Raw genomic sequence first — 13562 nt, forward strand, 5'->3', positions numbered from 1 at the left:
CTCTCGCCCCGTCCTCCCGCGTGAGGTGCCGGACGTCGTCACGCGCCGGTGGGCGGACGCGACGATTCCCGACACCTCACGCGGAGGACGACCGGGAATGGTCAGGAGGCGAACGCCTCGGCGGCGGAGCGGTACAGCGTCGTGTACGCCTGGATGCCCTCGTCGAGGTAGAAGGTGCCGTCGAGGTAGACGATCTGCCCCTTCTGCACGGCGGGGACGTTCTTCAACGCCTCGGCGTTCTCGACGAGCTCCTTCGCCGAGACGTAGCCGTCTTCACCGAACATCGCGTCGCGGTCGAGCACGAACAGCCACTCGGGGTTCGCTGCGGCGATGGCCTCGACGCTGATGTCGTCTCCGTGCGAAGCGTCTTCGGCCGATCGCTCGAGCGCGGGGGTGAGCCCCAGTGTCGGGAAGAGCACGCCGACGCCACGGCCCTCGCCGGGGGCGGCGTAGGCGATCTTGCCGCCCGAGGTGATCAGCCCCATCACGGTCTCCGACGGGTCGTACGCCGCTTTCGCGTCGGAGATCGCCGCGTCGAGATCTGCCGACAGCTTCGCCGCCTCGTCGCCCTTGCCGAAGACCTGGCCCAGGATCTCGGTCTGACGCTTGAGCTCGGATGCGTGGTCTTCGCCCTCTCGAGGGCTCGTCTCGATCGTCGCCGGCTGGATCTCCTTCAACTGGTCGTAGATGTCGCGGAAGCGGTAGCCGCCCACGATCAGATCGGGCTCGGCCGCGAGGATGTTCTCGATGTTCGGCTCGCGATGCAGGCCCGCGTCGAGCACCTCGTCCCCGCCGGAGAGTGTCGGCCAGAGGTCGTACATCAGGGGCTTCGGGGCGGCGGCGAGGGTCACTTCCCATTCGCTGAGCGTCTCGAAGGTCGTGTTGTCGAGGGCGACGACGCGTTCGGGGGCCACGGGCACCTCGATCGAGCCGTGGTTGTCTTCGACGGTCACGGTGGTCGCACCGGTTTCCTCGGTCGGCGCGGCGGCCCCCGAGGCGCAGCCGGTGAGGGCCAGGGCGGTCACCACGGTCGCGGCGACGAGGGGACGGAACAGGCGGGTACTCATACGAATCTCTCCAGTGCTGTGTGCGGGTCGGTGACACGGACCGAGTCAGCCGACGGAGAGTTAGGGTAGCCTTGCCTTCGTATGAATGTCGAACTGCCGCCGGCAGCCCTTCGAGACGGGCCGGCGGTCTCTTCGGCGTGCCGCAGATCGCGGGCGGGATGGCGTGTGCGACCGCGCGCGTGTGGCGCAACCCGTGGTCGGCCGGCACCGCTCAGGCGCGCGCGGAGGAGTCGCCGCTCGCCTCCTCCGAGACGTACAGCGCGCACGTCGTGTCGTAGTAATCGCGCGTCTCGCCGGCGGAACGCAGGCCGATCCGCTCGGCGACGGCCCCGGACACCGCGTTGGCCGGATTCGTGACGGCGATGACCCGATGGACGCCGTGACCGCGGGCAAGATCGAGCAGCGCCGCGGCCGCCTCGGTCGCGTACCCCTCGCCCCACGCGTCAGGATGGAAATGCCAACCGATCTCGACGTCGTCGGGACGCCCGCCTCCGACCCCCGCCGACCACGGGATGCGCTTCAGCAGCACCGCGCCGAGCAGACGGCCGTCGGCGGTCTCGACCGCCCGCGCGCCGAGCAGACCCTCACCCAGCCCGGCCCAGCGCTCGAGGAGGGCATCCACCTCGCTCGGATCAGCCATCACGGCGCCGGTACCGATGAAGCGACGCACCTCGGGACGGCGGTACATGTCGAACAGGAACGCGCGGTCGTCGTCGTCGCGCGTCCATTCGCGCAGCACGAGACGATCCGTCACGAGGCGCGTGCGCCGCATCGGGACGTGCGGGATGCCGTCTTCGGCGAAGGGCGGGCCCGAGACGACGAAGCCGAACCGCCCGTACCAGCCGGCGAGGTGCGCCTGCGCGTCGAGCAGGATCGGGATGCCGGGGGCCTCGGCATCGAGGACCTCGACGGCCGCGCGCATGAGATCGGCCGCGATGCCCCTGCCCCGCGCGTCGGGGGCGGTCGCGACGCGCCCGATGCGCGTGTTCTGCGCCTCGCGGAGGATGCGCAACGTGGCCAGTATCTCGTCGCCCTCCGTCGCCCACATGAGCTCGGCACCGGGCTCGATGTCGCGGCCGTCGATCTCGGGGTAGGCGGCCCGCTGCTCGACGACGAACACGGTGACCCGAAGCCACAGCAGGCGGTACAGGGTGCCGGAGTCGATCGCCTCGACGGGCGCCCGGTGCAGGGTGACGACCATCGTCCGACCGTATACCGCGGGTCCGACATCTCATCTCGAGGCCCCGCGGGAGATCCGCCCGAGCGGGGATGATCCCTCCCGCTTCACGCCGGCCCGCGACGGATCGATGGACCGCTGTCGGAGGGGCGCGCTACCCTCCGGACATGTCATTCCAGTCGTACCTCGACAACATCGAAGCCAAGACGGGCCTGACCCCGCGCCAGTTCCTGGCGCTCGCGGAAGAGCGCGGATTCGGCGCCGGCACGAAGGCGACCCCCATCCTGCAGTGGTTGAAAGACGACTACGACCTCGGTCGTGGCCACGGCATGGCTCTCGTGCACGTCATCACCAAGGGCCCGCAGATCAGCGACGAGCACGTCGGTCGGGCAGGCCCCCACGGCGACAAGAGCGACACGCTGTGGCTCGACGGAGCGGCCAGCAACCCCGATCGCTGACGTGACGCGGGCGGGGTCCGTTCGCCGAGAGGCGACGCGGTCCGGCTCAGCGCGTTCCGAAGAGGCGCGCGGCGGCGACCTGCTCCGCCACGCGCCGCAGGGCCAGGATCAGCGGCTCCACGAGCGCGGTGCCGAGGACGACGTACCGCACGGCATCCTCGATCGACGTGTCGGGCGTGGCGGCGAGTTCCGCCTCGGCGATGGCGGAGAGGTGGGCGAGGTACGCGTCCATGACCCGCTCCGGAACGGTGAATCCCGCCCGGTCCAAGGCGGCGAGCGCCTGGGCCACCGCGGCGACCTGGTCGGGGAAGCACTTCTCCGCGTCGCCGCCCATGCGCTCGAGCAGTGCGGTCGCCGCCGAGAGGTCGATGTCGGCGGCGACGGCCGGGGTGACCGCCGCATTGGCGGCGCCGAGGAGGTCGTAGGGGTTCGCGGGGGGCTCCTCCAGCACGCCGACCACCTTTCGCACACCCGCGATGCCGACGCCCGCATCGACGAGAGCACGGATGACGCCCAGACGCTGCACGTGCGCGACACCGTACGACGCCTGGGTGGGCGAGGTGCGCTCCCCCTCGGGCAAGAGTCTCTCGCGCAGGTAGTACTTGATCGTGGCGACCGGCACGCCGGCTCGCGTCGACAGTTCCGAGATCCGCACCCGTACCCCCTTGACTCGATAGCTCTACTATCCAACACTGGATAGCAACACTATCGAGTGAGGACGTGCCATGGCATCCATCAATCCGGGTCGCATGACCCATCGTTACGACGGCGAGCTCGTCGTCTTCCACATCGGGATGACCGTCAACAAGTGGTGGCGGGCGGATCAGTGGATGCCACTCATGGGCGACATGCCGCGCATGCTGCGCGAGCTGAGCATGGACCCCGATTCGGGCCTGCTCGGGTTCTCGATGCTGCTCGGCGCGCGAGGACCCTACCTCGTGCAGTACTGGTCGTCGCTCGAGAAGCTCTACGCGTACGCCTCGGCGCCGCAGCAGGAGCACCGACCGGCGTGGACGCGCTTCAACAAGCGCGCGCGGAAGACCCCCGGTGCAGTCGGGATCTGGCACGAGACGCACGTGGTCGAACGGGCCGAGACCATCTACGTCGCGACGCCGCCGATGGGCCTGCCCAAGGCGACCGAGACGGTGCCGATCGCATCGCGCCACGACCGGGCGCGGGCGCGCGTGGCCGACGGCCGGACGCACGGCGACGCGACACGTGGCTGAGGGCCAGACTGGGCCTATGGCCTCGATCCTCACCACCGCTCCCGAGCTGCACGCCGCCCTCACCGCGGGGGCGTACCCCGATGGCAGGTCCGTGCGCGTCCTCGACGTCCGCTGGCGACTCGACCGGCCGGACGGACTCCCCGCATACCGCGAGGGCCACATCCCCGGCGCGCAGTACGTCGATCTCGACCACGACCTCGCCGCCCACGGCGACCCGGCCGACGGGCGGCATCCGATCCCTGCGATCGCGACCCTGCAGTCCGCCGCACGGCGATGGGGCATCGACGCGGGCGACACGGTCGTCGTGTACGACGATCTGAAGAACATGTCGAGCGCGAGGGCGTGGTGGCTGCTCCGCCATGCCGGCGTCGACGATGTGCGTCTGCTCGACGGATCGCTGCGGGCATGGACCGACGCCGGCTACGACCTCGAGGTCGGGGATGCCGAGACGCCTGCGCCGGGCTCGGTCTCGCTGTCGTACGGGGCCCTGCCGGTGCTCGATCTCGACGCCGTGGGCGGCTTCGCGGAGGAGGATCTGCTCCTGGACGCCCGCGCGGGCGAGCGCTACCGGGGCGAGGTCGAGCCGATCGACCCGCGCGCCGGACACGTGCCGGGCGCCGTGAGCGCCCCGACGACCGAGAACGTCGGCGCCGACGGGCGGTTCCATTCCCCCGAGGAGCTGCGGTCGAGGTTCCGGATGCTGGGGGCCGAGGACGGCGTGGCGGTCGGCGTCTACTGCGGTTCCGGCGTCACGGCAATGCACCAGGCGGTGGCGCTCACCCTCGCGGGCTACGAACCTCGCGTGTTCCCCGGGTCGTGGAGCCAATGGTCGAATCACCCGGAGCTGCCCGTGGCCACCGGGCCGGAGCCCCGCTAGGCCCAGAGGTCGCTGACCGGGACCGCCCTTCCCAGGACGTTCTGCGCGGCGCGGTGCCCCGAGAGCATCGCGCCGGGCACGGTCGCAGGATCGTCGCCCCACGTCGCCTCCCCCGCCAAATGCAGGACACCCCCGACCGGCTCGGCGAGATCGTCGTGGTCGGCACCGACCGAACCCGGCAGCATGTACGCATAGGAGCCGCGCGAGAACGGGTCGTCCTGCCAGCGGGTGACGACCGCGCTGGTGGGCTCGGGCACCGCGTCACCGTAGAGCCGGCGCAGCTGCGCGAGGGTGGAGGCCACGATCTCGTCGTCGCTCCAGGCCCGCGTGGCGAGCGCCGCGGGTCCGGCGGCGAAGGTCAGCAGCGCGGGTTCGTCATGCAGGCGCCCCAGGTCGTACCAGGAGTGCCACCACTGCCCCTCGTCACCGAGTTGACGGATGCCGTACACCCCGGCGTCCCAGAAGCGTTCGGCGAATCGCAGCACGACCTTCTCGAACGCGTTCATCCGTAGGAGGCCGAGCGCGCGGCGGTGCCGTTCGGGCAGCGCGGGCTCGATGACGACGTCTCCGGCGTTCAGGACGCCGACCGGCACGGTCACCACCGCGTCGGCGGCGGCGAAGGTGCCGCGGTCGGTGTCGACCTCCACCCCGGTCGTCGACCACCGCACGTGCGTCGCGACGTGTTCGAGGCGGAGGTCGAGTCCCTCGGCGAGATGCTGCGCGAGCTCGTCGTATCCCTGTGGAAAGACCACCTCGTCGCCGTTCACGGTGTCGTCGTCCAGGCCGTGAGCGCCGAGTCCCTCCATTCCGACCCCGTACTGCTCCTGGGCGCGCCGGTCGTTGTACTCGCGCACGCGCTCCTCGCGCTCCGCATCCCAGTCCTGCATCGCCAGAGCCGCCCCCACGACATCGGCGTACGTCGCGTCGGCCGGGGCGTCGGCGATCACCTCGACCAGCGTCGCGTTGAGCGCGCGCACGTCGTCGGCGTACTGCCGCACGGCGACGGCGTCGAGCCGACGGCCCTCCGCATCGAAATAGGTCAACGGACGACTGTCGGGTTGGTACCCGCCGACCGTGAACTCCACCATCGGCATGCCGAAGGCCCGTGCCGCCTCGGCGACCGGGCTGTCGGTTATGCCGTGGATCCACGAGGCTCCGCGGTCGGTGATGTGCCCGTCGGTGCGGTCGGTGAAGACGCGGCCGCCCACGCGGTCGCGCGCTTCCAGCACGACGACACGGCGTCCCGCCCCAGCGAGCAATCGAGCGGCGGCGAGACCCGCCACCCCCGCGCCCACGACGATGGTGTCGACCGTCTCCATGTGTCCTCCGGGCTCTCGGTTCCCGCGACGGTACTGCGGTCGCGGGGGTGGCGGCATCCGCCGCTACGGAGAACGGTCGCTGCCCGGGTGGACGCCGCGTACAGCCTCAGCCGGCCCCGGCCCGCGTTCCGACCTTCCCGGCAGCGGAACCGATCGATAGGCTCCGGCTCATGGGGACGGACGAACGCGCACGTCGAGGGTGGGACGCCCTGCTGCGGAGAATCGGCCTGCGCCGGGAACGCCCCTTGCACGACGACCTGCGACGCGCCGGCCGAACAGGCGGCACCTCGCCCGCCGATGCGTCGCAGCGGGCGACGGGATTCACGGCGTGGACGAGGATCGGCGGCGGCGGCGCGATGTGAGGCTCAGGCCTCGGGGAACAGCTCCGCGAGGGTGGTCGGGACGCCATGGTCGGTGTTCGAGGGGGCGCGATGACGTGCGCGGGCGACGACCTCCGGGTGGGCGTTGGCCATGGCGTACGACCAGTCGGCGGCATCCATCATCTCGAGATCGTTGAGGTAGTCGCCGAACGCCGCCGTCTGCGCGGGAGTGACCGCGAGGGCGGCCTGCAACCGGCGGAGGGCCGTGCCCTTGTCGACGCCCGGGTTCATGATGTCGACCCAGTGCGGCGACGAGACCACCACGCGATGCGTCGCCGCGATCTCGTCGAGTGCGCGTCCCACGCTGTGTGCGGCCACGGCGAAGTCGTAGACGGCGATCTTGAGGACGTCGTCGTCGACGGCGAGCACGTCGTCGACCTCCTCGAGCGCGGCGTAGTAGGTCGACGCCTGAGCCCGGAAGGCGTCGTCGGTGCGCTCGATGTAGGCGGAGCGCTTGCCGCAGACGACGACACCGAGGTCGTACCCCTCGGCCGCGAGGGACCGCAGTCGACCCACCGCGCGTTCCACGACTCGTCGGTCGAGCGCATCGGACGCCACCTCGACCCCGGCGCGCACGACGTACGCTCCGTTCTCGGCGATGAAGGTCATCGCATCCGCCGCCTCGCCGAACGTGGCGCGCAGGGTCGCGAGCTGCCTTCCGGATGCCGGGACGAAGGCGACTCCGCGGTCCGCGAGTCGCGGGAGGAGCGCCCACAGCGGTTCGGGGACGTTCCCGTCGCCGTCGAGCAGCGTGCCGTCCATGTCGACGGCGACCAAGCGGATGTCGTGGGTCACGGCATCCATCCTTCCAGGCAGGGATCGCGGCCCGAAAACTTCCCAACCCCTGGGAGGTCCCCGGGATGCGCAGGAGTGCATGCGATTATGAGAAAGACGATCGCCCGATCGCGCCGACCAATGGAGAGCGGATGCCCCCCATCTGGAGACGACTCGTTCCCCGCAGCGTGCGTCTGCGCAGCCGTTTGCGACTGAAGAACGGTCGCTGGCGTCTCGCGACGCCCGACCGCGTGCTGCTCGAGGACGTCATCGTGCCCGAGTTCCTGGGCAAGGACGACATCCGCCGGATGCTCGACGTCGGAGTCGCGTGGTACACCCGCACCTATCCGCGGCTCTACCGAGGCATCGAGTACCACACGATCGACGTCGACCCGGCGATGCAGCGGATCGCCGGGCGCAATCACCACACCCTCTCGATGACCGACCTCGCGACGGTCTACCCCGCCGACACCTTCGATCTGGTCGTGTGCAACGGCGTGTTCGGGTGGGGGCTCGACACCGCCGACGACGTGGCGCGCGGCCTCGAGGCCTGCGCGAACGTGCTGCGGCCGGGTGGGTGGCTCGTTGTCGGGTGGAACGACATGGAGGGGCGGCGCATCCCCGACCTCGATACGCTCGCGGCCCTTCGCTTCGAGCGCGCCGTGCTTCCCGCGGCTCGTGCCGACCACGTGGTGACGTCGACGCCCTACGCCCACCGATACGACTTCTTCACCCGCCGGTGAGCGCGTCGACGCCGATGATCGCCGGGATCTGGGCCCACTACGACGACGATCTGCTCTTCGGCGTCCCGACCATCGATCGGGCGATCCTCGCCGGTCACGGTATTCGACAGCTCTTCCTGACCGCCTCCGACGCCGGGAGCGGCATGTCGTCGTACGTCGACGGTCGCGAGACGGGGATCCGCGCCGCGTACGACGTGATGCGCGGGTCGTCCACGCCCTGGTCGGATCGACGGACGGTGCTGTCGAACGGCGTCGCCGTCACGACGACCTCACCGGACGACGACCCGCGGATCTCCCTCTCGTTCCTGCGCCTGCCGGACGGCGGGCTCACGGGTCGCGGCTGGTACGCGACCGAGTACCGGACGATCACGAAGCTCTTCGACGGGGAGGTGTCCTCGCTGACGACGCTCGACACCGGCCAAGACCTCACCGTCGCGCGGCTCATCACCACCGTCGCCGCCTTCGTCACCGATGCGGGAGCGGGCGAGGTGCTCACGACGCTGCCCGATTTCGCGCCGGCGAGCGAGGGCGATCACCCCGATCACGGCGGTGCGGGCCGACTCGTCGCCGCCGCCGTCGATGCGGGACTCCTCGACGGCGCGAGCGTCCGGTATGCCGTCGGGTACCCGGGCCGCACCTGGCCGGCCAACCTCGATGACGAGGCGGTCGCCCGCAAGCTCTCGGTCTTCGCCGCCTACGGCGCGCACGACGAGGTCGTCCGCCGCGACCTGGAGGCGTACCTCGCGATCCCCGGCCTCGGCGACTGGCTGCAACGCGAGCACCTGATCGACGACCACGACATCGCGCGGGCCCCCCGGTCGTCCGCCCATGCGGGGGGCGACGCGGAAGCGGCGCCGGGTCGAGCGAGGGTACCCGGCCACGCCTGAAGGCGAGGGTCGCGCGGAGCCCCCGGATCCGGCAGTCGCCCGGACGCACGAACGAGTCTGCCGGCACCGCGTTCCCGCGCCCCGGGGTGTGGCACGGCCCCGCGTGCGCGCCGCTCGCGCGGGGGGAAATCTATGAATAACGAAAGGATCACGGACACCTCTTCCGCTCCGTTATCTCACCGTTATAGAGTGCATGCACGGTAGTTGTTTTGCTGTGGCAGCTACCGACATGTGATTGCAGGACACTCTGGTGCAGGACCGGGCCGGTCGGGATCCCCGACCGGCCCGTCTTCGTCTGTACGAGGTCGCCTCCCGGCGCGAGGATGGACACGTGAAGGACGCAGAGCTCACCGAACCCGACGGCCGCATCGTGCTCGTGCGGCACGGGGAGACGGAATGGAGCCGCAGCGGGCGCCACACCGGGCTCACCGACATCCCCCTGACCGAAACGGGCGCCTACAAAGCAGAGCTCGCCGGAACGCTCCTCGCGATGCGACGCTACGACCTCGTACTCGCGAGCCCACTCCGTCGCGCCGTCGAGACGGCCGCCCGCGCCGGCTACCCCGACGCACGGCCGGAGCCGCGCCTGGTGGAGTGGGACTACGGCGCGTACGAGGGCCTCACGACGCCCGAGATCGTCGAACGTCTCGGGCACGCGTGGACGGCGTGGGACGGAACGCCCCCGGGCGAGACACCCGGCGAGACGGTCGCGCAGGTGACGGCTCGGGCGGAGTCGCTGCTCGAGGAATTGCGACCACGGGTGAGGGCCGGACAGCAGGTCCTGTTGTTCTCGCACGGGCACTTCCTCCGCGCGCTCGCCGGCACGTGGCTGGGCCTCACCGCCGCCGGCGGCCGTTACTTCGTCCTGGGTACGTCCGCGGTAAGCGAGCTGGGGTTCGAACACGGAACCGAGGTCATCACGCAGTGGAACCACGTGCGCGGGCGGTGAGGATCCGACTCCGTCGAGCCCCGATACGGGCCTGCGAAAACTGGTCACGGAAATGTAACGACGACCTCTTCCCTTCCGTTACCCCACCGTTATAGAGTGCTCGCACGGTAGTTGTTTTGCTGTGGCAGCTACCGACATGTGATTGCAGGACACTCTTGGTGCAGGGACAAGGGCCGGTCGGAAGCCTCTCCGACCGGCCCTTACTCTGTCCGGCTCGGTCCCCCGCCATATCGCAACCGACGCCGGGGCGAAACGTCGGGTCGGAACGGGCGTCGTCGGCTCTACGCTGAGGGAATGACCGATCGACGCCTCGCCGTGCAGGCCTGGGAGAGCCTCTTCCGCGCGCAGCACGAGGTGTTCGAGGACATCCGCGGCGACTTCGACAGCACCGACCTGACACAGGCGGAGTACGACGTGCTGCTCACCGTCACCCGGGCCCCGCAGATGACGGCGAGACTACGCGACGTCACCGGCAACATGCTCATCAGTCAGCCGAGCGTCTCGCGCCTGGTCGAGCGGATGGTGACGCGCGGGCTGTTGACCAAGTGCGCCGACCCCGAGGACGGTCGCGGCTCGCTCGTCTCCGCCACCGAGAACGGCGCGGTGGTCTTCCGACGCCTGGCCGCCGCGCACGGCCGGTCGATCGCCGAGCGCATGGCCCGCCTCGACAACGACGAGCTGGCGCAGCTGCACGCCCTCACCGCGAAGCTGCGCGACGACGCCTGATTCATCGGCATCCGACGTGCGCGACCGGGCTGCGCGTGCCCGCATTCCGCCCGGCCGCGACGGCAGCGAAACCGCATCCGTTCGCCGAACCCGCACGCGTTCGACCGCGATTCGATGCGGTCTCGCGAAACGCCTGCGGTTTCGCGGCATCGGGTCGGATACCGCGCGTCAGCACTCGATGACGTTGACTGCGAGTCCGCCCTCGCTGGTCTCCTTGTACTTCGTCGACATGTCGATGCCCGTCTGACGCATCGTCTCGACGACCGCGTCGAGCGAGACGTAGTGACTGCCGTCGCCGCGCAGAGCGAGGCGTGCGGCGGTCACGGCCGTGGACGCGGCGATCGCGTTGCGCTCGATGCACGGGATCTGCACGAGGCCTCCGACCGGGTCGCACGTGAGGCCCAGGTGATGCTCCATCGCGATCTCGGCCGCGTTCTCGATCTGCCGGTTCGTGCCGCCCATGACGGCGGTGAGGCCGCCTGCCGCCATCGCGCAGGCGGAGCCGACCTCGGCCTGGCATCCGCCCTCCGCCCCCGAGATCGACGCGTTGGCCTTGAAGAGCGACCCCAGCGCGGTCGCCGTCAGCAGGAAACGGCGGATGCCGCGGCGACGGTTCGCCTCGGCGACGTCGCCGTCGTCCCACCCCGACACCTCGGTGCGCGTGACCGCGTGTCCGTCGTAGCCGAGCAGGGCGCTGCCGACGAGCTCGCCGTGCGGCGTCACGGCGTTGCCGATGCCGAGGCCGGAGTCGGCGAGGAAACGCCACCAGTACATGGCCACGGCCGGAAGGATCCCCGCCGCCCCGTTCGTCGGAGCGGTGACGACGCGCCCGCCCGCCGCGTTCTCTTCGTTCACGGCGAGGGCGAACGCACCGAGCCACTCCCCCGGGAGCTCACGGTGGCCCTCGGCCTCGATGGCGTCGAGCTGACCGCGGATGACGGCGGCCCGACGCTTGACCTTCAGGATGCCGGGGAGCACGCCGTCGTGCTGCAGACCGGCGTTGACGCAGGCCGCCATCGCATCCCAGATCCGGTCGAGGCCGGCGGCGATCTCTTCGTCGGAACGGAGCGCCTCTTCGTTGAGTCGCGCCGCCTCGGCGATCGTGATGCCGCGCTCGTCGCACAGCGCGATGAGAGTGGCCGCGTCGTCGAACGCGAGGGGCATCGGCGCCGCCGACACCCGCGGCGGCTCGCCGTCGCGTCGGATGAAGCCCCCGCCGATGGAGTAGTACGTGTCGTCGGCGATCACCGCGCCCACGGCGTCGCGCGCGACGAGGGTCATCGCGTTGGGGTGACCGGGAAGACGCGTGCGGGGTTCGAGCGAGATGTCGGACGTCGCGAACGGGATCTCGTGCGTGCCGGCCAGCGCGAGGAGGCGCCCGTCGGACCAGTCCGACCACGCCCGTCGCACGGCATCCGGATCGACGGTCTCGGGGTCGAGACCCTGCAGACCCGCGACGACCGCGTCGGGGGTGCCATGACCGATACCGGTCGCGCCGAGCGAGCCGTAGAGGGCACAGGAGACGGATGCCACCCTCTCGAGGGCGCCATCGCCCCGCAGCCGGGTGACGAAATCGACAGCGGCCTTCATGGGGCCGACGGTGTGGGAGCTCGAGGGTCCGATCCCGATGGAGAACAGCTCGAACGCGGAGGTGTAAGCGCTCATGCCGCCAGCGTACGTCTCCGTCCCGACACCAGCCGGTCACCCCCGCGCCACGCCCGGGATGCGTGACGTTCGGAGCCGATTAGACGTCCCACACGGTCCCGGCTATGCTGGACCACGGCCTGCGCGCCGTTTCGCGCGGAGGCCCTGCGCCCGTAGCTCAATGGATAGAGCATCTGACTACGGATCAGAAGGTTAGGGGTTCGAGTCCCTTCGGGCGCACACTGTGTTGAGACAGTGATCAGCCCCGGCCGTGAGGAAACTCCGGCCGGGGCTTTTTTCGTCCCCGGCGCCCGCACGTGACGTGCCGGGAATCTTCGCATCGACGGCCGTCGGAGCGACGATGACCGGCGGCTCGCACGCGCATCGGCTCCGGTGCTCCGCGGCCCGCGCGGGAGGCGGCTCAGCCCGAGGCGGACGCCTCGCCGCGATGGGCGGCATCCATCTCCTCCGAGTGCAGGTGCAGGATCGCCAACGACTCGCGGAGCGAGCCGAGCGGTGCCTCGATGTCGTCGTAGTGGTGCACGAAACCGTTGGCGTCCCGCGCGCTCACCGACACCAGCGCATAACCGGGGCGCGGTACCCGCGCCTTCCGTCCGAACCGTCGCTCCGCCATGGCATCCACCTTCCGTCGCGGCCGAGATTACCGCGGCCGCGGCGTGACGCCGGTCAGCGCGCGGCGGACTTCTTCTTCTTGCCGGTCTTTCCGCCGCCCGTCGTGGCCGGAGGGGTCGACTCCGACGTCGCCTCGTCTGAGACGGCCCTGTCTTTCGCCCGTCGCTTCGCCTGGGAAGCGAGGCGGGCGAGATCCACCATGCGCAGCGCGTCCATTCGGGCCTTGCGCATCTGGGCGTACTCGGGATCGTCGTGCGCGGTCATGCCCTCGACGTCGAGTCGCTGGCTGAGGTTCGCCTCGACATCGCCCCAGGCTGCGATCCGCGCGTCGGCGACGAGGCCGGCCACCCGCGCCGGATCAGCCGCGAACGTGCGCAGCTCTTTCGCCACTCCGCGCGACTGCTTTGCGCGGCGGCGCAGATTCCGGGTGTCCCGGTCGCGATAGTCGTGGGTGCCCGAGGAGTCCGAGAACCGCCCCCACGCGCGCTTGCGCTGGTGCGTGACCCGCTCGGCGGCCTGATCCTGCTCGTCGGCGAGCGCGCTGAGGATCGCGCGGGCGAACTCGGCGAAGACGTCGCCGTCGAACTGTCCGCCCCGGGCGATCGTCTCGACGAGGATGCGATTGCGCACGGCGAGTCGCGCCGCGGCCGTCGCAATCGACAGCCCCTCGGCGATGGCCTCATTCGTGCGCCCCACGGAACC

At 70.6% G+C, this 13562-nt stretch carries 15 protein-coding genes and 1 tRNA gene; 8 read left to right on the top strand and 8 right to left on the bottom strand.

Features of this window, described 5'->3' with window-relative positions:
- Positions 1–101: 101 nt before the first annotated feature.
- Both QRO03_RS04675 and QRO03_RS16365 read right to left on the bottom strand, forming a co-directional pair.
- Positions 102–1067, bottom strand: a complete 966-nt coding sequence (locus QRO03_RS04675) for a siderophore ABC transporter substrate-binding protein (protein WP_285136351.1) — start codon at positions 1065–1067, stop codon at positions 102–104.
- A 211-nt stretch (positions 1068–1278) separates the two neighbouring features.
- Complete coding sequence (locus QRO03_RS16365; protein WP_350224118.1) at positions 1279–2268, bottom strand: GNAT family N-acetyltransferase; 990 nt, start codon at positions 2266–2268, stop codon at positions 1279–1281.
- A 143-nt stretch (positions 2269–2411) separates the two neighbouring features.
- Here QRO03_RS16365 and QRO03_RS04690 point away from each other — a divergent pair, with 143 nt between their 5' ends.
- Positions 2412–2702 (top strand): DUF4287 domain-containing protein, encoded by a 291-nt coding sequence (locus QRO03_RS04690; protein ID WP_285136352.1) that lies wholly within the window; start codon positions 2412–2414, stop codon positions 2700–2702.
- Positions 2703–2748: 46 nt separating this feature from the next.
- On the opposite strand, the gene QRO03_RS04695 is transcribed toward QRO03_RS04690, so the two are convergent.
- Positions 2749–3357, bottom strand: a complete 609-nt coding sequence (locus QRO03_RS04695) for a MerR family transcriptional regulator (RefSeq protein WP_285136353.1) — start codon at positions 3355–3357, stop codon at positions 2749–2751.
- Positions 3358–3427: 70 nt separating this feature from the next.
- Here QRO03_RS04695 and QRO03_RS04700 point away from each other — a divergent pair, with 70 nt between their 5' ends.
- Both QRO03_RS04700 and QRO03_RS04705 read left to right on the top strand, forming a co-directional pair.
- Entirely contained in the window at positions 3428–3928 is a 501-nt protein-coding gene (locus QRO03_RS04700) for a DUF4188 domain-containing protein (protein WP_285136354.1), read from the top strand.
- Positions 3929–3944: 16 nt separating this feature from the next.
- Positions 3945–4805, top strand: coding sequence for a sulfurtransferase (locus tag QRO03_RS04705; RefSeq protein ID WP_285136355.1), 861 nt, complete (start codon positions 3945–3947; stop codon positions 4803–4805).
- On the opposite strand, the gene QRO03_RS04710 is transcribed toward QRO03_RS04705, so the two are convergent.
- Both QRO03_RS04710 and QRO03_RS04715 read right to left on the bottom strand, forming a co-directional pair.
- Entirely contained in the window at positions 4802–6124 is a 1323-nt protein-coding gene (locus QRO03_RS04710) for a flavin monoamine oxidase family protein (protein ID WP_285136356.1), read from the bottom strand. The two genes, QRO03_RS04705 and QRO03_RS04710, sit on opposite strands and share 4 nt — an antisense overlap.
- A 365-nt stretch (positions 6125–6489) precedes the next feature.
- Positions 6490–7308 (bottom strand): Cof-type HAD-IIB family hydrolase, encoded by an 819-nt coding sequence (locus tag QRO03_RS04715; protein WP_285136358.1) that lies wholly within the window; start codon positions 7306–7308, stop codon positions 6490–6492.
- A gap of 122 nt (positions 7309–7430) precedes the next feature.
- On the opposite strand from QRO03_RS04715, the gene QRO03_RS04720 reads away from it, so the two are divergent.
- The 4 genes from QRO03_RS04720 to QRO03_RS04735 all read left to right on the top strand — a co-directional run bounded on the left by QRO03_RS04720 (position 7431) and on the right by QRO03_RS04735 (position 10583).
- On the top strand, positions 7431–8021 hold the full coding sequence (locus tag QRO03_RS04720) for a class I SAM-dependent methyltransferase (RefSeq protein ID WP_285136359.1): 591 nt from the start codon (positions 7431–7433) through the stop codon (positions 8019–8021).
- Positions 8018–8908 (top strand): hypothetical protein, encoded by an 891-nt coding sequence (locus QRO03_RS04725; protein ID WP_285136360.1) that lies wholly within the window; start codon positions 8018–8020, stop codon positions 8906–8908. The genes QRO03_RS04720 and QRO03_RS04725 overlap by 4 nt, the downstream gene beginning before the upstream one ends.
- Before the next feature lie 331 nt (positions 8909–9239).
- Complete coding sequence (locus QRO03_RS04730) at positions 9240–9857, top strand: histidine phosphatase family protein (RefSeq protein ID WP_285136361.1); 618 nt, start codon at positions 9240–9242, stop codon at positions 9855–9857.
- Positions 9858–10151: 294 nt separating this feature from the next.
- Positions 10152–10583, top strand: a complete 432-nt coding sequence (locus QRO03_RS04735) for a MarR family winged helix-turn-helix transcriptional regulator (protein WP_285136362.1) — start codon at positions 10152–10154, stop codon at positions 10581–10583.
- A 168-nt stretch (positions 10584–10751) separates the two neighbouring features.
- Here the strand turns inward: QRO03_RS04735 and QRO03_RS04740 are convergent, their stop codons facing one another.
- Complete coding sequence (locus tag QRO03_RS04740; protein WP_285136363.1) at positions 10752–12248, bottom strand: L-serine ammonia-lyase, iron-sulfur-dependent, subunit alpha; 1497 nt, start codon at positions 12246–12248, stop codon at positions 10752–10754.
- A 146-nt stretch (positions 12249–12394) separates the two neighbouring features.
- Between QRO03_RS04740 and QRO03_RS04745 the strand changes: the two genes are divergently transcribed.
- A tRNA-Arg gene (locus QRO03_RS04745) sits at positions 12395–12467 on the top strand.
- Between the two features lie 181 nt (positions 12468–12648).
- Here QRO03_RS04745 and QRO03_RS04750 read toward each other — a convergent pair.
- Together QRO03_RS04750 and QRO03_RS04755 are read right to left on the bottom strand one after the other, a co-directional pair.
- Positions 12649–12861: a hypothetical protein gene (locus tag QRO03_RS04750; protein ID WP_243223733.1), complete on the bottom strand. Its 213-nt coding sequence runs from the start codon at positions 12859–12861 to the stop codon at positions 12649–12651.
- A 53-nt stretch (positions 12862–12914) separates the two neighbouring features.
- Positions 12915–13556 carry an asparagine synthase gene (locus QRO03_RS04755; RefSeq protein WP_285136364.1) on the bottom strand — a complete coding sequence of 214 codons (642 nt, stop codon included), beginning with the start codon at positions 13554–13556 and terminating at the stop codon, positions 12915–12917.
- Positions 13557–13562 lie beyond the last annotated feature (6 nt).

It is taken from the genome of Microbacterium sp. lyk4-40-TSB-66, assembly GCF_030209475.1.
GTDB lineage: Bacteria > Actinomycetota > Actinomycetes > Actinomycetales > Microbacteriaceae > Microbacterium.